The sequence below is a fragment of the Paenibacillus xylanexedens genome, from assembly GCF_007676705.1.
GTDB lineage: Bacteria > Bacillota > Bacilli > Paenibacillales > Paenibacillaceae > Paenibacillus > Paenibacillus xylanexedens_C.
Genome location: NZ_VEBF01000005.1, coordinates 235,014 through 256,586, shown reverse-complemented (window position 1 = coordinate 256,586; position 21,573 = coordinate 235,014). Strand labels below are relative to the sequence as shown.

General features: G+C 46.5%; 13 protein-coding genes. 11 read left to right on the top strand and 2 right to left on the bottom strand.

The window, feature by feature from the left end; all coding sequences use genetic code 11:
* Window positions 1–73 precede the first annotated feature (73 nt).
* The 8 genes from FS628_RS23925 to FS628_RS23890 all read left to right on the top strand — a co-directional run bounded on the left by FS628_RS23925 (window position 74) and on the right by FS628_RS23890 (window position 17,393).
* Complete coding sequence (locus FS628_RS23925) at window positions 74–6,457, top strand: rhamnogalacturonan lyase family protein (protein ID WP_145325473.1); 6,384 nt, start codon at window positions 74–76, stop codon at window positions 6,455–6,457.
* A gap of 274 nt (window positions 6,458–6,731) precedes the next feature.
* Window positions 6,732–8,444 carry a sensor histidine kinase gene (locus FS628_RS23920; protein WP_145325472.1) on the top strand — a complete coding sequence of 571 codons (1,713 nt, stop codon included), beginning with the start codon at window positions 6,732–6,734 and terminating at the stop codon, window positions 8,442–8,444.
* Window positions 8,441–9,847 (top strand): response regulator transcription factor, encoded by a 1,407-nt coding sequence (locus tag FS628_RS23915; RefSeq protein WP_145325471.1) that lies wholly within the window; start codon window positions 8,441–8,443, stop codon window positions 9,845–9,847. Before FS628_RS23920 ends, FS628_RS23915 begins: the two co-directional genes overlap by 4 nt.
* Before the next feature lie 368 nt (window positions 9,848–10,215).
* Window positions 10,216–11,952, top strand: a complete 1,737-nt coding sequence (locus tag FS628_RS23910; protein WP_145325470.1) for a sugar ABC transporter substrate-binding protein — start codon at window positions 10,216–10,218, stop codon at window positions 11,950–11,952.
* Window positions 11,953–12,012: 60 nt separating this feature from the next.
* Window positions 12,013–12,927, top strand: coding sequence for an ABC transporter permease (locus FS628_RS23905; RefSeq protein WP_145325469.1), 915 nt, complete (start codon window positions 12,013–12,015; stop codon window positions 12,925–12,927).
* A 13-nt stretch (window positions 12,928–12,940) separates the two neighbouring features.
* The gene (locus FS628_RS23900) at window positions 12,941–13,834 is read left to right on the top strand and encodes a carbohydrate ABC transporter permease (RefSeq protein ID WP_145325468.1); all 894 of its coding nucleotides are present in this window, start codon (window positions 12,941–12,943) and stop codon (window positions 13,832–13,834) included.
* Between the two features lie 22 nt (window positions 13,835–13,856).
* A complete protein-coding gene (locus FS628_RS23895; RefSeq protein ID WP_145325467.1) occupies window positions 13,857–15,485 on the top strand; it encodes a glycoside hydrolase family 13 protein in 1,629 nt (542 codons plus the stop codon).
* A 240-nt stretch (window positions 15,486–15,725) separates the two neighbouring features.
* On the top strand, window positions 15,726–17,393 hold the full coding sequence (locus FS628_RS23890; protein ID WP_145325466.1) for a glycoside hydrolase family 13 protein: 1,668 nt from the start codon (window positions 15,726–15,728) through the stop codon (window positions 17,391–17,393).
* A gap of 111 nt (window positions 17,394–17,504) precedes the next feature.
* Here the strand turns inward: FS628_RS23890 and FS628_RS23885 are convergent, their stop codons facing one another.
* Together FS628_RS23885 and FS628_RS23880 are read right to left on the bottom strand one after the other, a co-directional pair.
* Window positions 17,505–17,786 carry a GNAT family N-acetyltransferase gene (locus FS628_RS23885; protein ID WP_145325465.1) on the bottom strand — a complete coding sequence of 94 codons (282 nt, stop codon included), beginning with the start codon at window positions 17,784–17,786 and terminating at the stop codon, window positions 17,505–17,507.
* Window positions 17,779–18,030, bottom strand: a complete 252-nt coding sequence (locus tag FS628_RS23880; RefSeq protein ID WP_145325464.1) for a (4Fe-4S)-binding protein — start codon at window positions 18,028–18,030, stop codon at window positions 17,779–17,781. Before FS628_RS23880 ends, FS628_RS23885 begins: the two co-directional genes overlap by 8 nt.
* Window positions 18,031–18,504: 474 nt before the next feature.
* On the opposite strand from FS628_RS23880, the gene FS628_RS23870 reads away from it, so the two are divergent.
* From FS628_RS23870 to FS628_RS23860, 3 genes are all read left to right on the top strand, one after another.
* On the top strand, window positions 18,505–19,167 hold the full coding sequence (locus tag FS628_RS23870) for a GntR family transcriptional regulator (RefSeq protein WP_186327943.1): 663 nt from the start codon (window positions 18,505–18,507) through the stop codon (window positions 19,165–19,167).
* Between the two features lie 74 nt (window positions 19,168–19,241).
* Window positions 19,242–20,579, top strand: a complete 1,338-nt coding sequence (locus FS628_RS23865) for an ABC transporter substrate-binding protein (RefSeq protein ID WP_186327942.1) — start codon at window positions 19,242–19,244, stop codon at window positions 20,577–20,579.
* A 23-nt stretch (window positions 20,580–20,602) separates the two neighbouring features.
* A complete protein-coding gene (locus tag FS628_RS23860; RefSeq protein WP_145325461.1) occupies window positions 20,603–21,499 on the top strand; it encodes a carbohydrate ABC transporter permease in 897 nt (298 codons plus the stop codon).
* Window positions 21,500–21,573: the final 74 nt, after the last annotated feature.

Here is a 21,573-nt window from a genome sequence, read left to right as displayed (position 1 = left end):
TATGACAACAAGCTGGGCAGGATCGAATTGATGATTCTAAAAATGAATTTTTAGATAAGGAGGAGTTAATCGAATGATCCGAAGAACTGTTTCCATCCAGAAATCGATGTTTGTATCTTTTTTAGCACTCCTTATGGTTATTTCACTGGCTGTCCCTCCGGCGCCGATACGTGCAGAGTCATCAAGCAGCCAGCCGGGTCGCCAAGCTGAGTATCTTAACCGGGGTTTGGTTGCGGTTCTTGTAGACAACGGCGTTTTTTTAAGCTGGAGGTATTTAAACAATGACCCTGATAATATCGCTTTTAATATATATAAAAACGGAACCAAAGTGAACGCATCGCCCATAAGCGATGTGACGAACTATGTGGACACCACTGGTTTCGACAGCTCGCAATATCAGATTTCCACCGTTATTGCAGGGAAGGAGCAGATGCAGCCGGAGGTTGTATCGGTCTGGCATAACGATTATCTGCCTATCCCGCTCGATAAACCGGCTGATGGCCGAACCAAGGACGGCGGAACATACTCCTATTATGCTGGTGATGCTTCCGTAGCTGACTTGGACGGGGATGGCGAATATGAAATTGTCTTCCTGTGGAGTCCAAGCAATTCCAAGGACAATTCGCAGGCCGGTTATACCGGCAATGTGTATATTGATGCCATCAAACTGGACGGCACGAAACTGTGGAGGATCGATCTGGGCGTAAACATTCGCGCCGGAGCGCATTATACGCAGTTAATGGTGTATGACCTGGATGGCAACGGAAAGGCCGAAGTTGTTGTCAAGACAGCAGACGGCACGAAGGACGGCCAAGGCACGATCATTGGTGACGGCACGAAGGATTATCGCAACGAAGGTGGATACATACTGTCAGGGCCGGAATATCTCACGTTGTTTGATGGTGAGACCGGAGCAGCCGTATCCACCGTGGACTATGATCCACCAAGAGGCAACGTCAGCGATTGGGGTGACGGCTACGGCAACCGTGTAGACCGGTTCCTTGGCGCGATTGCTTATCTGGACGGTACGAAGCCAAGTGTCGTGATGAGCCGGGGTTATTATACCCGCACAGTGCTTGTTGCTTATGATTATGTTGGCGGGGAACTCGTCAAGCGCTGGACGTTCGACACGAACCAAGCAGGATCACAATATCAATCACAGGGCAACCATAATCTAAGTGTGCTGGATGCCGATAACGACGGCAAGGACGAGATCATGTTTGGCGCCTTGGCTATAGACGATGACAGCAGCTTGATGTACAGCACCGGACTCGGCCACGGCGACGCCATTCACGCCGGCCAGCTCGATCCGAACCGGGAGGGCTACCAGGTCGTAAGCGTGCATGAGCATTCGGATGCGGCATACGGACTGGAGATGCGCGATGCGGCAACAGGTGAAATTATATGGGGGGAGAAAACAGGCTTCGACACCGGTCGCGGGATGTCGGCGGACATTGATCCGAACTATCCGGGTTACGAATCATGGGCCACGACCGTTACCAACGGGCAAAGTGTACCTGTAACCAATACCTATTCAGCAGCCGGAGAGGCTATCTACACTGTGGACGAAGGGCCCAAAACCGCCAATTTCGCCATCTGGTGGGATGGAGATCTTCAGCGGGAGCTGTTGGATCATGAATGGGACAACAGTACAGCCAAAGGAACCCCGCTTATTTTTAAATGGGATTACGAGAACAAAAAGCTGAATGAAATCTTCCGGGCGACCGGTACGTTAACGAACAACCATACCAAAGGTAATCCGGCACTTCAGGCGGACATTCTGGGCGACTGGCGTGAGGAGCTTCTGCTGCGGAGCGAAGATAGTTCGGAGTATCGTCTCTACACGACGACCATTCCTTCAGACTACCGCATCCCTACGCTGATGCAGGACCCTGTGTATCGACTTGGCGTAGCGTGGCAAAATGTAGCCTACAACCAGCCGCCTCATACCGGCTTTTATCTTGGAGCGGAAGCTACAGCATTCCCTAAAGCCGATCTGACGCTGACCCGTGAAGCAGAAATGCTGGAGCCGGTCTACCGCTTTAATTTCGGTACAGAGACTGCGTCGGGAAGTACGAACATACAGGATACGCTCTACGCACAAGATCCAGGATACGGGTTCACGGATACGAACGGTATTACGGTAGGGGCAAACCAGGTTTCGGCCGCGGCAGGCACGACATTTGCCGTTGATCTGCCCAATGCGAACTATAAGGTGACGCTACGATTGGGCAATGATGCGAATGACTCGAACGTTGGGGTCAAATCCGAATTCGTCCAAAAGCTCGCCGTAACCAATGTGACAGCAGGAGCACCGCTGGAGTATTCCTATGATATTGCTGTAGTGGATGGACAACTTGATCTTCTCTTTACGGGAACAGCCATAGACATCCAAGACGTCATCATCGAGAAATATCCGGAGAAAGTGGCCGGTGCGGCAACGACGATCTATATGGCTGGTGATTCAACCATGCAATCTTACAGTGAAATGCAGGCTCCTCAAGAAGGATGGGGCCAGCAGTTTGGACGGTATTTCTCCAATGGGGCAGTGATCGTGAACGATGCGATCGGTGGCCGAAGCAGCAAATCCTTTATGGTAGACGGTCGTCTGGATACAATCCTGCAACGAATTAAGCCGGGGGACTTCTTCTTCATTTCCTTTGGTCATAACGACGCCAGTGCAGGGATACCGGACCGTTACGCATCACCGGAGGACTATAAGACTTACTTAGCTCGTTATGTAAACGGTGCCAAACAGCGTGGCGCTACACCTGTATTGCTCACTCCGGTTGGACGCAGAGATTTCAATACAGTGACTCAGGAATTCAATGTCAGCTTCCCGGCATACGTTCAGGCCGCCAAAGAAGTGGCGGAAGAGCAGGACGTGCCGCTGATTGATCTCAGCAAGTTGAGTATTGCGTACTACGACAAAATTGGTAATACAGCTTCGGAAAAAGTGTTCCTATATGCTAATCCGGGTGAATATCCAAAATACCCGAATGGAATCAACGATAATACCCATTTCAGCAGTTATGGTGCGCAGAAGATTGCCGGACTCGTTGCTGGTGCGGTCAAAGACATGGAGCTGAGCATCTCATCGCTGGTCATCGACCCGGATATTTCCGAACCCGAGCCCGAGCCGGAAATCCAGCTATATGAGGAGGATTTTGAAGGCGACGCTGCCGGTTATCAGTATGCGATGGTCAATGCCACAGGTATTGGAGGAACCATGACGGGAACCGTTGTTGAACAGTCCGGAAATAAGGTGCTGTCCGTCGCGGGGTCAGGTTCAGGCAATCGGGCCAAAGTATTCCGTCTGTTTGATGCCGTAAACGGCGATCAGGTAAACGTGAACTTTGACTGGCAATCCGGTAATGTGAGTGCCTATCCGTCAGAAGGCCATCTCACGATTCAGGATTCCAACGAAAATGCCCTTTTCACACTATATACCAAAACCGGAAGCACCAAAATTCATTATTATGTCGGTGCATATAATCCGGACTACGGCACAGGAGATACGGCCATACCCGAAGGAGGAACGGCTACAGAGATTTCCAAGAACCAGTGGGTCAATGTGGATGCAACTGTTAATTTTGCCAAGAAAACATTGGATCTGACACTAACGAATCTGGCGGATCCGACAGTTACACAAACGATTGCAGATCTCTCGCTGAGTTCCGGCGTATATGCAGACAACGTCAGAGCCATGCGGTTCCTGGGGACGAGAAAAGGCGGTGGAGGCACGCTGAACTGGACTACTCAGATCGACAACGTGCGGATTGAAGGCACTCAGCTTCCTTCGGAGGGCGGAGATCAGACTGCCTTAATCGCTCTGTATGATGAGATCAAAGCACTGGATCTGTCCGAATATACAGAAGCATCGAAAACAGTGGTGAATCGGGCACTGTCAGCAGCCGAAGCCATATTCAATACGGAAGCCACCCAGGCTCAAGTTGACCATGCGTTTAACATGTTAACTGTTGCGAAGGATTCATTGACAAGTGAATCAGGCGAAGAGATTAACGAATATAATTTTGACTTTGGTTCTGGCGGCGCAGCCGACGGATACATCAAAGTAGATGCCAAAAGAGCGTACATTGAAGGCAACGAGTACGGCTTTGCCGATACTGCGCTGACCAAAGATGAGAACCGGGAAACCGGGGATTTGCTCAAAGAGGATTTCACACGGGTAAACGGGACTTCCTTCCTGGTGGAGATGGAACCGGCCAATTACCGAGTAACGATGACCATCGGGGATGCGGAGGAATCAACCAGCGCAAATGTCGTTGTAGAACAGATGACAAAGCTGCCGCTTACAAGCATTGCCAAGGGCGAATTCAAAGAAATCACGTATGACATTGCCCTGATCGATGGGGTATTTAACTTCAACTTTACCGGAAATGCACCAAAGATCAATGCGCTGAAGCTTGAGCGCCTGCCAGATCACAGCGCAAGCGATAAACCGGTTATTTATTTGGCCAGTGATTCCACTGTGGCCAATTACGCGGAGAACTATCGTCCGCAAGCAGGCTGGGGCGAAACTTTGGGTGGATATTTTGATCCAAATGAAGTCAGTATTGATAACCGGGCAGTTGGAGGTTTGAGCAGCAAGACCTTCCTGGTGGGCGGATATCTCAACGATATTTTACTCGACATTCATGAAGGCGATTATCTGTTCATGCAGTGGTCTCATAACGATTCCACGCCGTCCCGTCCGGAGCGTTATCTTACGCCCGAGCAGTTTAAGGTATATTTGAAAGAATACATTGACGGTGCTCTGCAGAGAGGTGCGATTCCAGTTCTGGTCACGCCAGTGAACCGCCGTGACTTTACCGGAGAGGTGCTGAACAAGAGCTTCCCGGAATACGTACAGGCGATGAAAGAAACGGCGCAGGAAACGGAAACGCTCATCATCGATCTGAACCAAGCCAGTTGGGAGCATTTCCAGGAGCTTGGCACAGAAGGAACCAAATCAATATTCATGTGGGTAGGCACAACGGAAGACAATACACATTTGCAGATGAATGGTGCAATCAAGGTGTCTGAACTCGTGGCACGCCTTGTGAAGGAATTGAATATTCCGCTATCTGATTTGGTTACGTTGGAAGGGGAATCTCCAGAGCAGGAAGCCCCGCACACTACGGCAACTGTGGAAGGAGAATCGCAGAACGACTGGTATACTTCTCCAGTACAAGTAACCTTCACAGCAAGCGATGAAGATTCCGAAATTGAAGGGACCTATTTTCAAATCAATGGTGGCGATACGGTGAGTGGCACACAGTTGACCCTAACTGAAGAAGGTACACATACCATCACCTACTGGAGTGTCGATGTTGACGGTAACAAAGAGAGCGAACAGTCGTTGTCCATATCCATTGATCTCGTACCTCCAACCATTGAAATTCATGGTCAAACCGAATATACCATTGATCAGCACGTGGAAATTGGCTATATAGCCTCCGATTCGGTATCCGGTGTGGAAGCACCAGAGGGTGTGCTCCTGGACACTCCGGCATATACACTGGAGCCCGGCCTGAACAAGGTTACGGCAACCGTTTCCGACTTGGCTGGCTGGGAACAGACGGTAGAATATAGTTTTGGGGTTATTGCTACATTCGACAGCCTGATCCATCTGACCCATGCATTCGCGGATGAATCGATCGATCCTAATGCTGGTGTTCTAGCTGATCAGCTTGCGAACACGTTACAGCAGGCACAACTGGCAGCGAACAATCTTGAAGGAGCGAAGGCACGTCAACTGCTCACATCCTACGGTAATGATGTTCAGGCTGCTAGAGGAACTGTATTCACGGATGAGCAGACAAATGTGCTGCTTAAGTGGGAAGAATGGCTTAACAAAGCAACTCCGCTAGCGAATGGGGCCCCTGGGACTCCAGTGCTATCTGACAATAACGGTTATGACACAGGGCTCAAAGATGGCGACTACACGGTCACGATGAATCTGTGGTGGGGCAATAATGGCAATCAGTTCAAACTGTATGAGAATGGTGAATTGATCAAGGATATATCTCTGGTCGATCAATCCCCATCCGGACAGTCTGTTAAAGTGGATATTACTGGACAGAAAAATGGTACCTATATCTATACCGGGGAATTGATTAATGCACTCGGTACGACCATAAGTGTACCGCTGACAGTCATCGTCACAGATGCTTCCCCAGGGCAAGCCGTTCTGTCGAATGACAACTGGGACGGTGACGGCAACTTTAATGTCACCATGAATCTGTGGTGGGGAACAAATGCAACCGAATACGAACTTTACGAAAATGGTGTATTGATCGACACACAATCGCTTCAATCTAATACGCCTAGTGCACAGTCTGCAGTTACCGCAATCTCTGGAAGGGCACCTGGAATCTACGAGTATGAAGCGGTACTTCGCAATTCCTCAGGGGAAACCAGATCATACAAATTAAATGTAACGGTACGTAAGTAGACTGAGATGTTTGAGCATTCCATTAACAAGAAGTGATTACAACTGAATTAAGTTACGCATATAAAAGTGCTATTCCTCATCATCTTGAGGAGTAGCACTTTTTATTGCGCTCCGTATGAAAGCGTTTGACTTATTTGAATATCAATCTATAATGATGAAAGGAAATTGGACTTGGACAGGATACAGACAGCGTGTCCGCTTGAATGTATATTCAGAGCAAGCTTCCATACGCAGGAGGCTTGCTGTTTTATTTTCAGAAGGAGAATAGGTCCCCATGACACTTAAAAAAAGAATATTTTTACTGTTCTTTCTCAGTGCGTTTATCCCCTTTATCAGTATATTTGCGATTTCTTACTATACGATCGACTCCATTTTCGCAAATAAGATCGATGATGGCATCCGTAGCAATTTACAGCAGGTGACATCCTCATTGGAGAACTCAATCACCAATCTGAATCACGTTACGCAGCAATTATCTTACAGGGGTACTTTAGGCAAAAGAATGGATGAATTCTTGAACCCGTCCTCCGATATCTTCGAACTGATTGAGGCCAGGGACGAAATAAAGAATGAGTTAAGCGTTGTCACCTTCACCAATCCTAATATCGGATTGACCCTATATTACTTTCAAAAAGAAGGTACTACGCAGTTCGGCAACTTTCCAATCAAGGATCGTTTATCTCCCGAGTCTTTGCCTGTGCTCTTCCAAACCTATGGCATTAAGTACTATGGCCCTCATATGAGTATGAACCGATTTGATGATCAACTCGTTCTGTCTGCTATGCGAAAAGTACAACTTTCCGGGAGGAACGACGTGTTCATTTACGTAGAATCAGGCTTTCGCCTTACACAGGATATCTTGGGCTACAATCAATACAACGGCGCATTATCTCATCTCATCCTGGATGGTAAAGGCAACATTGTGTACAGCGAAATACCGGAAGCCATGAAGGTAGGAGAGAATTTCACCAGCTTAACGGCCGATCCTGCCAAGGACGGAATATCCCGCGGGTATCACTGGTTCAAGGAGGATTCCTCACAGAAATGGAGTGTCGTATCGGTCATTTCACAGTCTCAATATCAACAGGAGAAAAACCAGTGGTTGCTTCAAATTTTGCTTGTCGCTTTATTTTTCCTCGGCTTTACCGTGTTTCTCGCTTGGCTCCTGTGGAAGATGGTCTACAAACCACTCGGTCTGTTCCATTCGGAGATCAATGGGATGTCCAAGAATCCACAAATGACAGGGAGCCGAGCGCGCACTCAGATTCCCGAATTCGATTTTCTGTTGGGTGAATTTTCGAATATGCAGCATCAAATCGGTGACCTCTTCAGGGAAGTGCAGCAGAAAGAGAAGATTCGTGCAGATCTGGAAGTGGAGAAACTGCTCTATCAGATCAACCCGCACTTCCTGATGAATACGCTGGATACGGTGCACTGGCTGGCGGTCATGAACGGACAAGGGGAGATCGACAAGCTGGTACAGTCGTTGAACAAGCTGCTCTATTACAATTTGGGCAAATTAGGACAAGTGTCCACAATGGAAGAGGAGATTGATGCGTTAAGGCAGTATCTGATTTTGCAGCAAATTCGATATGACTTTGAATTTGACGTCCGCATTACTGCAGATGAACAAGTGCTTCAAATTCCTGTGCCCCGCTTTATTCTGCAACCGCTGGTTGAAAATTCGTTATATCATGGATTGAGTGACGAAGGTTTTATTCAAATTGAAGTGACATGCACAGCAACATTGAACATTATGATACAAGATAATGGTGCAGGCATGACCGAGGAAACCATTCATAATCTGCTGAACAATCGTGAAGCTGAACAACAAAAAGTAGGGATGGGCATCGGACTCAATTACGTTCACCGCATGTTGAAGGCACAGTACGGAGATGAAGCACAACTGGTGATCGAGAGTGAATTGGGAACAGGGACAAGCATACTGCTCGTATTGCCTATTAAAGGAGAAGATATCTCGGCATGATTAAGGTATTGATTGTAGATGATGATAAGCTGGTACGTAAAGGCATTAGCTCTGCGATGCCATGGAACGAGTTCAACATGGAAGTCGTAGGTGAAGCAAGCAACGGGGCGAAAGCGCTGGATTTCTTAAAATCACAACCGGTCGATCTGATGCTGACGGATCTTGCGATGCCCGTCATGTCAGGGATCGAATTGATGCGAGCTGCGAGGCAGCTCTATCCGGAACTTCATATCGTCGTGTTGACACTGCATCAGGATTTCGATTATATCCAGGAAGCGCTGAGGCTCGGAGCCATCGACTATATAGCCAAAGTGCAGCTGGAGAAAGAGCAATTCGAACATGTTCTGCATCGGATACATACCCGAATTAGCGGGTTGTCGAGCACGAAAACAAAGATGCCTTCACAGAATGAAATCAACGTCCAGTATTCAAGTGTCTATGCACTAGTTTCACAGGATCGCAAATCAGAACACAAATGGCCAATAGAGCTAACTGTGCATGGTAATCAGATCCAATGGGAGGTTGAGCGAAATAGCTGGATGTGGGTAGCACCCCAAAACGAAGAGGATCAACTATTCCTGCAATTAAAGGAATCCCTGAATCAAGTTCCCCAAAGTACGTTGTTGGTTTTATCTGATGTACAAGAGCGAACATGGTCGCAAATCAAAAACTGGATTATGAATTATACAGAGACGTCTTTATTCTATGCGTACAACCCCAATAACCAAGTCATTGCCGTTTCGATGAATGAGGAAGATACATTTTCAAAAGAACCGCAGGATGAAGACATTGACCGGATTAAACAAAGTTGGTTCCAAACCCCATGGACCCACCATGACAGCTACTACAACCAACTTATGGACCAGTTCAACTCATTACGATTACATAAAGGTCAGTTGATGGGATTGCTGTACTCGATCGTGATGGAGTGGAACCACCTTTTTGCCCAAACTACCCTTGGAAGGATCTCGATGATCCATTCTTTCGAGTCCTGGTACGAGGTTGAAGAATGGATTAAACAGACTGCTGCAAGCATTCGAAAGGCCGATGAACAGATTTCGTATTCACAGGAAATCATCGATGCCGTGAAAAAAGCGGTGATGATCGTGCAGCAGGATTTGGAACAGGCCTACACAGCTTCAGCTCTATCCCAACAACTCAACATCAGCCGAAGCTATTTCAGTCAATGTTTCAAAGATCTGATGGGGAAAACCTTTAATGAGTACTCCCGCTTCATCCGGGTAGAGAAATCCAAAGAGTACTTGCTCAATACGAATAACACGATTTTCTGGATTGCGGAGCGAGTAGGTTATACAGATGAAAAATATTTCAGCCGGATTTTTCGCGAACTGACAGGCCTTCTGCCAAGTGAGTATCGGCAGTTAGGTAGAGGAAATAAATAGCGGACATCTTCCCGAGGTCTCTTCCATCCAAGAAGTCGCCGTATTCCCAAATGATCCGTTGTAGGCCGTCATATAAAGGATTCAAGAGACATTTTATCGATTGTTGATCAATTAAGGCTGCCAGCTTCCTGGTTTAGGAGCTGACGGCTTTTGTTTTTGATCAAGCATAAGGGCAGATAGATGAATGTAAGTCAGTAGGTAGGATATATGATCACAAGCTAACCAATGCTTCATGACACCGGTTGAAAACCGGATACATTTCTCTATCCAAACGACAGTACAATCCCTATCTCGATCGGTCTTCACTTCATTTTATAATGAAAGCGCAAACAAATATTGAACATCAGAATAAAGGGGAATCGAATGAGATGAGAACTAATTGGTCTATGAAAAGCAACCGGTTGACGAAGCGTCTCGCCGTGCTGTCCATGTCTGCCTTGATGGTTGCAGCCCTAGCGGCATGTGGAGACTCTTCCAACCCTCCTACTGCAGAGGAAGCAGGCAAATATGAGGTAACGCCGGGAGATCCGTTCAGTGCCTATAAAGACGAAATCACCGTAACCATGGGACGAGTAACCACAGCCAACCCGAAACTGCCGGCTGGAGATACCTATGAGAATAATGCGTATACCCGGCTGGTCAAAGACGCGTTTAACGCCAAGATTACAGATCAATTTGAAGCCAATGGCGAAGATTATAGCCGTCAAGTTTCGCTCGCCATCGCATCCGGGGAATTGCCTGACATGATGCGCGTCGATTCCAAAGACGAACTGAAAGAACTGGTTGATAATGACCTGATTGAGGATCTGACAGGCATTTACGATCAATATGCCACGGATAATATCAAGCAGATGTACGATTCCTATGATGGACGTGCATTAGACAATGCGACGATTGACGGACGTTTGATGGGCCTCCCGGCGACTTCTCTGGATTCCGCACCAACGATGGTTTGGGTCCGTCAAGATTGGCTGGATCTGCTGGGGATTCAACTGGATGCAGACGGAGACGGTGCCCTTTCACTGGATGAAGTGGAGAAAACAGCACTGGAATTCCTGAAAAGAGATCCTGGCCAATCCGGAAACCCGGTAGGTATTCCATTTGTGAACACGATGAATACAACAGATTATAATGGCTCTGCTTATACGATGCTGGGTGTGGCCTCAACCGAGGGAGCCTTCCCGCAATATTGGATGAATGGTGAAGACGGCAAAATCGTGTATGGTTCCACGACAGAAGAAACGAAGAAAATGCTGGGCACCATGGCGGATTGGTTCAAGAATGGCATTATAGACCCGCAATTTGGAACCCGCACGTTTGATGATATTACCGCACTCTACGCCAATGGCCAAAGCGGTATCGCCTTTGGACCGTGGCATATCCCTGACTGGGGACTGATTAGCGCGAAGCAGATGGATAAAAATGCGAAATTCTCGGCTTATACGTTGGAGGATGCAAACGGCAAGGTCAACGTGGCGCATGCCAATCCATCCAATCAGTTTATTGTGGTAAGAAAAGGATATGAACACCCTGAACTGGCCGTTAAGATTGTAAACCTGTTCTACGATAAACTTGCCAATGATAAAGATGTTGCAACAACCATGCCGGAAGCTGCCAAGTATCAGGAGACTGGGGTAGACGGTTCCACGAGACCTTTTAATATCGAAGTCAATTCGGCTACATCGCTGCTGGATGATTACTCTGATGTTGTACGCGGCATTAAAGGAGAAATTACCCTGGATGAGGTTCGAACAACCGAATCGAAGAACAATATTGGAAGCATCAAAACCTATTTGAGTGACATGGATACGGATGATGTGACTGCTTGGTCAAAATATCATTCGCGGATCAACGGAGTTGGACTGATCGACAAACTAACTGAGGAAAACAAATTTGTCTGGATGACACCTGCTTTCTCTGGCACTACACCAAGTATGAAACAGACATGGGCTAATCTGACGAAGTTGGAACAGGAATCGTTTATCAAAATCGTAACGGGTTCAGAACCACTCGATTACTTCGATACATTCGTCAGTAACTGGAAGAAACAAGGTGGTGATCAAGTCATTCAGGAAATTGAAGATGAGATCGCATCGAAACAATAATATCCATGAACAGTGGCAGGGCTGCGATACGCAGCCTTTCTTCAGGAAAGGGGTTCATCCATGAAACAGGGGAATTTGAAAGCAAGAGGGCGACTCGGCCCAGGTGCGATGTACCATATGATGATGCTGCCTGGCATTTTGTTTTTGCTTGTATTCAGCTATGTTCCAATGGTCGGCATCATTACGGCGTTTCAGGACTATATACCGGCCAAGGGCATGTTCGGCTCCGAATTTGTTGGCCTGAAGCATTTTATGTATATGTTCAAGCTGCCGGATATCGCGCAGGTCGTCAGCAATACGTTGGTAATTGCGATTGGCAAAATTTTGCTCGGAACGATGATGGCTATCATTTTTTCCGTTTTATTAAATGAAATTCGTATCAAATACGTTAAAAAATCCGTGCAGACGATTGTTTATCTGCCACACTTTCTATCCTGGGTTGTACTGGCATCCGTCGTTGTCAACATGTTCAGTCTGGATGGCATTGTGAATCAAATGTTGGCGTTCTTTGGCTTGGAAAATATTAATTTCCTTGGCAGCAACACCTGGTTCCAGCCACTGATTATTGGTACAGATGTATGGAAAGAGTTTGGTTACAGTTCTATCGTCTATTTGGCTGCGATTACGTCCATTGATCCCGGTCTGTATGAAGCCGCAGGAATGGATGGAGCTAGTTGGTGGAGAAAAGTGTGGCATATTACATTGCCAGGCATGCTGCCTATTATTCTGCTCATGGGCGTAATGAGCCTGACCAACATTTTGAGCGCCGGTTTCGATCAAGTCTATAATCTGTATAACCCGGTTGTCTATGAGTCGGGCGACATTCTGGATACCTATGTTTATCGGATCGGTCTCGTTGGGCGACAGTATAGCTTCGGTACAGCTGTTGGTTTGTTCAAGTCCGTAATCGGTATTGTCTTGCTCTTGTCTGCCAACCAGTTGGCCAAAAAATATACGGACAGAAAAATATTCTAAGGAGGCCAAACCTGTGTCCTATTCTGCAAACTTTAAAGATCGAATTGGCCGGTTTGTCATCTATGTCATCGTCATCATGCTGGCATTGGTCTGCCTTCTTCCGTTATGGAATATCGTCGCCATTTCATTCAGCAGCAGCGAGGCGGTATCCGCGAATGCTGTAGGCCTCGTTCCGGTCAATTTTACAACAGCAGCCTATACCAAAATTATTGATGATGCACAGTTCTGGCGTTCCTTTGGCATATCTGTTCTACGTGTCGCGCTTACCCTTGTGCTTAACATGATTCTGATTATTTTGATGGCTTATCCGCTATCCAAATCGAAAAGGGAATTTAAAGGCAGAAACATTTATATGAATATCATGATTTTTGCCATGTTGTTTAGTGGAGGCATGATTCCGAGTTACCTGCTGATCAAAAACCTGGACATGCTGAATACGATATGGGCACTGGTTCTGCCAGGAGCTGTTCCCATATTCAGTGTCATCCTTGTGATGAATTTCTTCTCTGCTGTACCTAGAGCGCTTGAAGAAGCAGCGTTTATCGATGGAGCGAATCCCCTTCAGGTCTTGTTCAAAGTGTATGTCCCTGTGTCCATTCCTGCGCTGGCGACAGTCGCCTTATTCAGTATCGTGGGTACATGGAATGATTTCTTCAGTGGTTTGATCTATATGACCAAAGTCAGCAATTATCCGCTAATGACCTATATTCAGTCCCTTAACGTGAATATTGCCGATTTGCTTCAAGCCGGCACGAATTCCAGCGAACTCAGCAACCTGACTGAAATTTCGAACAAAAACCTGAACGCAGCTAAAATCGTAGTCGCTGTTATCCCGCTATTGCTGATTTATCCGCTGCTGCAAAAATACTTTGTGACTGGCATTGTCGTAGGATCGGTCAAAGAATAGCATCAGAAAGGTTGAATGGAACATGGAAAATAAAAAATGGTGGAAAGAAACCGTTGTATATCAAATATATCCACGCAGCTTTCAAGATCGTAACGGTGATGGAATCGGTGACTTGGAAGGCATTGTGTCCCGATTGGAGTATTTGCAGGAACTCGGCATCGGTGCGATCTGGTTATCACCCGTTTGCAAGTCTCCTCAAGATGATTTTGGGTATGATATTTCAGATTATCAGGACATCGATCCGATGTTTGGGTCTTTGGAAGATATGGAAACATTAATTCAGGAGGCCGGGAAACGAGACATTCGAATCATTATGGACTTGGTGTTGAACCATACCTCGGATGAACACCCCTGGTTTCAAGAAGCCAAAAAAGGCAAAGACAATCCGTACCATGACTATTATGTCTGGAGAGATGGCGTGGAAGGAACGCTTCCGAACGACTTGGGGTCCACCTTTGGTGGTTCAGCCTGGGAATGGGTGCCTGAGATCGGGCAATATTATTTGCATCTATTTTCCGTAAAGCAGCCCGATCTCAACTGGGAAAACCCAAAAGTCCGGCAGGAGATATACAACATGATCAATTGGTGGATTGACAAGGGTATTGGTGGTTTTCGACTTGACGTGATCGACTTAATCGGCAAAGAACCGGATTTGAAGATTACGGGAAACGGGCCTAATCTGCATAAATATATCAGGGAACTGAGCAAGGAGACGTTTCAAAAAGCGGAAGGCCTGCTAACCGTTGGAGAAACATGGGGTGCCACTCCAGAAATCGCCAAACTGTACAGCAACCCGGACGGAAGCGAGTTCTCAATGGTTTTCCAATTTGAACATATCGGCTTGGACGAACAAGAAGGTAAAGGAAAGTGGGATCTTAAACCTTTGGATGTGATGGCATTAAAAACAGTGCTGTCCAAGTGGCAAACGGAGCTCAAGGGCGATGCCTGGAACAGTCTGTTCTGGAACAACCATGACTTGCCACGTATCGTATCACGTTGGGGAAATGATGGAGAATTCAGAGTTGAATCGGCTAAAATGTTGGCGACCCTTCTTCATGGCATGCAAGGTACGCCTTACATATATCAGGGTGAAGAGCTGGGTATGACGAATGTTCAATATTCGATCGAGGATTATCGGGATATTGAATTGCTCAACTTTTATAAGGAAAGAATGGGGAAAGGTTATCCTGAACAAAGCGTGATGGAGTCGATCTACGCCAAGGGACGTGATAATGCACGCACACCTATGCAATGGGATGCTTCCGATAACGCGGGTTTTACACGAGGGGAACCTTGGATTAAGGTGAATCCAAATTATACGCATATCCATGCTGAGGAAAGTTTGAGTAACCCTGAATCCATATTCCATTATTACCGGAAGTTAATCCAACTGAGAAAAGATCATGAAGTCATCGTATATGGAGATTATGAGCTGGTCTTTCCAGAGAATCAAGACGTGTTTGCTTATACCCGATCGTTGTATGGTACGACAATTCTTGTCATATGCAATTTCCAGGGATATACGACTGAACTTCCGCTTCAGGAGCAATTGACAGAGCCAAATCAGCTGTTGATATCCAATTATACAGGTGAAATGTCAGAGAGCGAATTGCGTCCATACGAAGCAAGAATGTACCTTATCAAGGCTTAGAAACATAATACTATAAATAAAGTCTATATAATCCGCGAAAAACAGACACACGTTAACGGAGAGGCAGAACCAATCTGGAGAAGCGAAGCGCTCGCCTTTATCACCGGATTTTTCCCTTGAAAAAGGGGAATCAAAAAATCTGGGGATAACAGCGATCGGAAGATGGTACTGTTCTCGTAGTGGCCTGTGTGATTGATTCGTGCGGTTTATAAAGTGGTCGAGAAAGAAGGATTGTATTCAATGAAAAGAGTATGGTGGAAAGAAGCAGTAGCTTATCAAATCTATCCGAGAAGCTTCATGGATTCCAACGGGGATGGCATTGGCGACATTAAGGGGATCATTTCAAAACTGGATTATATTCAAGATCTCGGCATTGATCTGATCTGGATCTGCCCGATGTATAAGTCACCCAACGACGATAATGGTTATGACATCAGCGATTACTGTTCCATTATGGATGAATTCGGTACGATGGCGGACTTCGATCAATTACTGCATGAAGTGCATCACCGGGGCATGAAAATCATCATGGACTTGGTGATCAATCATACAAGCGACGAACACCCATGGTTTATTGAATCCAGAGCTTCGCTGGATAACCCCAAACGGGATTGGTACATCTGGAGAGATGGGAAGAACGAAGATGAACCGAACAACTGGGAGAGCATCTTTGGCGGTTCTGCTTGGGAATATGATGACGTCTCCGGACAGTACTATCTCCATCTGTTCTCCAAAAAACAACCGGATTTGAATTGGGTAAATCAGGAAGTTCGGAAATCCATTTATGAAATGATGAATTGGTGGCTGGATAAAGGTATTGATGGTTTCCGTGTCGATGCAATCAGCCATATTCACAAAGAAGAGGGCCTCTTGGACATGCCAATCCGAGAAGGCGTCAAATACATCTCTTCTTTTGAAAAGCATATGAATGTCAAAGGAATCCAGAATTATCTGCAAGAAATGAAAGAGAATACATTATCCAAATATGACGTCGTGACTGTTGGGGAAGCGAATGGAGTTAAGGTAGAAGACCAAGAAGATCTGCTGGATTGGATATGTGAAGTCAGAGGGAAATTTAATATGGTCTTTCAATTCGAACACCTGGACCTTTGGAAAAACAGCACAGACAGGCAACTGGATGTTCCAAAATTGAAAAACGTCTTGACCAAGTGGCAAAAATCACTGGAAGGCGTCGGCTGGAATGCTTTGTTTATTGAAAATCACGATCAACCCCGAAAAGTTTCATCTTGGGGAAATGATACGGAGTATTGGTATGAAAGTGCCACAGCACTTGGAGCCATGTACTTTTTCATGCAAGGCACACCTTTCATATATCAGGGGCAAGAGATAGGCATGACAAACGTGGCTTACCCTTCCATAGAGGATTATAACGATATTGCCGATTGGAATTTATATCAGATCAAACGCGAAGAGGGGATGTCACATGAGGAAATCATGAACATCATATGGGCTTCGAGTCGCGATAATTCCAGAACGCCGATGCAGTGGTCTACGGCCAAAGAGGCCGGGTTTACCACCGGTACGCCATGGCTAAAGGTAAATGACAATTACGTCAATATTAATGTTGAGAGTCAACTTCAGGAACCACGTTCCGTACTTCACTTTTACAAACAAATGATTCAGCTGCGAAAAGAACACAATACGCTGACTTATGGGATCTATGAGCTCCTTATGCCGGATCATCCGAGTGTATTTGCATATACACGTACACTGGCAGACCAACAGGTGCTGGTAGTAATCAATCTTACTGAACACATCGTGGAGCTTGGGGAAGATGAGCTTGGCCTCAACTTCTCAGAGGTCTGGCTAACCAACTATGAGAATGGCATGCTGCCAATGATGTTGCGACCGTTTGAAACTGTCGTTGGTTTAAGCGAAAAAGTATAATCGCGAAGGGTAACGGAAGTACGATTGACAGATAGGAGAAGAGCCTGAGGGGGACGAAGAAATCTCGTAACCTCAGGCTCTTTTCTCTTTTATTGGCATCATTATTAGTTATTATTGATGTAGAACATCCGCGTATTCGGAAATACGTTCAAAACGCCCCTTGGCAAACGGGCACAAAGGTAAAATCTTAATACCGTTTTCCCGCGCGTATTCGACCATCGCTTTGATAAGTTTATCGCCAAGCCCTTGTCCTCGGTAAGCATTTTCCACCAAAGTGTGATCAATAATGTAAAGCTCCGGACTTGAGATTACATACGTCATCACCGCAGCAATGTCACCGTTATCTTGAATAAGGAATCTTTTATTATCAGGTTCATGTTCTACGTTATGCATGTTCATCCTCTTTCTTTGTTGAATATTCACCGTCCAGAAGCTTATACGTCAATGCTCCACTTGGACATGTGTCAATATGCCGGGCAATGGCCTCCGAAGTGTCGCCATCGGGATCAACCCAAGGGCGCTTGCTTAAATCAAAAACAGCAGGGAGGCCCTTTACGCAAATACCGGAATGAATGCAGACATCCGAATTAAACATGACCTCGATCTCTTTACCGTAGTATAACTTTTGTTTACTCATAATTCCTCACATCTTTCACTGTTGAGTTTGTTACAGATTAGATCCATTCTTTGAAAGCTGTCAGAATTCTTACATAGACATATGGCAAGCAGTATCTGCTCGGCTCTCGATGTCCGAATTATAATGAGGAATCGTTGATAAGTCAACGTGCCGAATCTCCTAATACTTTGGCGCAAGGCCGTGGGATGCATAATCGTCACATATAGTAAGTGAAGCATAAACAGATCTTCATCTAATGTCTTTATTCATTTATAGATAGCCACTTTGATAAAGATATCGCATTTCAATGTAAGGTTTCATCCGGTTTTGGGAGTTATAAATTAAGAAACAGTAATAAAAATAGTTTTATTGTGCATTTTTCCGAAATAACGTTATATATATTGACGTTACATAAGACTAAAACTATCATAATACTCAATTAAGATATCATTCTTGATTAGTATGTATCCCTAGAGAGATGGAGTGATGCCGGATATGACCAAAGGGAAGGAGAGGGAAATCTACCAGGACATCAAACTAGCAATCACACAGCACAAGCTTCTGCCTAACTCACAACTGGTGGAGGATGCACTGGCGGAGGCTTTTGAGGTTAGCCGCACTCCAATAAGAAATGTGCTGAGAAGGCTTGCGATGGAGAAGCTGGTCACGGTTATTCCTTACCGGGGGGCTTTTGTCTCTTGTCCTAGCGTTGATGAAGCAAGAGAGGTCTTTGAAATGCGCAGGGTCATCGAAACTTCAATGGTCCGGAAGCTGTGCACGACCGTGAAGCCCGAGCAATTATCCCCGCTGGAGGTTCTGATCCGGGAGGAGCATCAGGCTAGCCATGATGGCGATGTCGTTGGTGCATTGGATGTCACGGTAGATATACACCTTAAGCTGGCAGAACTATCGGATAACTATTACTACTATCATTTTCTGGAGGAGTTGATCTCGCTCACCTCGGTAATCATTGCCCTGTACGGGACAAATCAGAGCTTCTGCCACGATCATGTAGACTTGCTAGCTGCTATTCTGCAGCAAGATGGGGAACTGGCGGCCCGGATTATGACAGAACATCTCTGGCAAATCGAACGTTCTCTGAATTTCACAGAAACGGCGCCCAATGTCCTAAATTTTAAAGAGATCTTTCAGAAGTGATTTTTTTTGGATAGGATTGTATCCAATTTCGGATTCTAAACAACCTGAAAATGCATCCAAAGGAGTGGAGAGATTTGAACAAACGGTCGTTCATGTTGGGACTATTGGTGATAGCATCGTCTGTGCTAAGTGCTTGCGGAAGCGGAGATAACGAGGAGGCAACGGCTGAAAGTGGCAAAAACGTTACGATATCGCTTCTGCACAGGTATCAGGAGTCCAATATCGGCAAAAGTCCAGAGGACACCGCAGTACTCGATGGATTGAAGCGTTTCATGGAAGATTATCCGAATGTCGAGATCATAGAAGAGCAGCTTCAGAACGAGGACTATTCTATCAAAGCTCAGGCACTGGCAGCAGCCGATGATATGCCTGATGTCTTTATCGTGCCTGGCTCATGGATGACCAATTTTGTGGACAACGAAATCGTACTGCCTTTGAATGAAGAATTGGACAAGCGGCCAGAGTGGCGAGATGGTTACCGTTCAGGAACACTGGATGCCGGAACCCGCGAAGGTCAAGTTTATGGGATACCCATTGCAGCAGGGCCTACGCATCTTATCTATTATAATGCCGATCTGTTCGGTAGCATCGGCTATGACCAATTCCCATCGACCTGGCCGGATCTGATGGATGCCGGAGAAAAGCTGGCTGACAAAGGCATTAACCTGTTCTCATACGGAGACAAGTCCAAAGGTTATGCCATGTCCAGCTGGATCAGTGCATTGACCGATCGGATCAACGGTCCGCAATGGACGGAGTCCATTCTAAACGGTAGCGGCGCTCAATTTACCGACGACGGTTTCGTACATGGAATCAGCATGATGCGTGAGCTGGCGAAAGCCGGTTATCTGAACAAGGATCTGAATTCTGTGGATACCGACACCATGGTTAATTATTATTTTGAAGGACGCTCAGCGGCATTTGTCAGCGGGATCTGGTCAGCGATGAACATCGTGAACAATGCCCCCGAAGGGATTGCGGCTGGAACACGAGTTGCCGTCTTTCCTGGCGTTGTGGGCGGGCTTGGCAATCCGCTCAGTTCTTCTGGAGGCGCCGGTGTCTATTATAGCGTTAACTCCGGCGTAGAAGCCGGAGAAAAGTTAGACGCCATCATGACGATGTTAGAGTATATGACCGGTTCGGATAGCGCCAAGCTAATGGCAGAAGTCGGAGGCTTTCCAGCCTATGATCCCGGAGATTTCGATACAGGGAAGTTGCATCCGGTAGCACTGGCTGCTTACGAGGCCAGCGCGGCGGCTGACGCGACTAAAATCTTTGACCTCTGGTTTGATGCTTCGATCGTAGAAGTGCTAAATACGGGGATTCAAGGGGTAATGGCCGGTTCCAGAACACCAGAGCAGCTGGCTGAGGAAACCCAACAAGCCTATGAGACTTTTTTAAATAATCCATAAACTATTATTGGAGGAGTGAGAACATGGGCAAGGCGCTGCGACCGAAAGGATGGGTGCTTCTGGCATATCTGCTTCCGGGTCTCATTATCTATTCATTTGTCGTGTTGGTTCCCATATTTGCCGCTTTCCGAGACAGCTTCTACTCCTGGACGGGGGGCCCAAAAAAAACGTATATCGGCATTGAAAACTACAAGGAAATTCTGCAGGACAATGTGTTCTGGCATTCATTTCTGAATAATGTGCTGATGACAGCTTATGGCTTGATTGGACAAGTAGGGTTCGGCTTTGTTTTCGCCCTGCTGCTGATGTCCAAGATGGTAAAACTCAAAGGGCTGCATCGGACGATGAGTTATTTCCCCTCCACACTTGCCCCGATAATCATCGCATTTCTATGGATGCTCATATACAACTATAATTACGGTTTACTAAATGCAGGATTGACCAAGCTTGGTCTTGATGTATTGGTGCAATCTTGGCTGGATCTGACGGGCCCAATCGTTCTGCTGGCCTCAATACCTCTGTCCTGGCAAAATATCGGGTTCTTTACACTGCTAATGCTGGCCGGACTGTCATCCATTAACAAAGAAGTTCTGGAGGTTGCTGAGCTGGACGGGGCTACAGGTGTCCGAAAAGCCTGGTATATCATTATTCCCCTAGCCAAGCCGACCCTTGTCGTTGCCTCTCTGCTCTGTATTGCCAACAACATGCGCGGCTTCGAGCATATCTACGCATTGACCGGAGGCGGTCCGGGTAACTCATCCTCCGTGATGGCTCTGTATGCATACGAAACCTCTTTCCTTCGTTTCCGGTATGGATACGGATCTGCACTAGCCATTGCGATTATTGCGCTGACCATGCTCTTGATCCTGCTTTCCACGCTGGCACTTCAGCGCCGGGATTCCAAGGGAGGTGCATACTAATGGAGTTGCAACTGGAACTACAAACGCAGCGGAGCACGCGACGGTTCCTTCCCAGTCCGGCAAAGTTGGCAGTG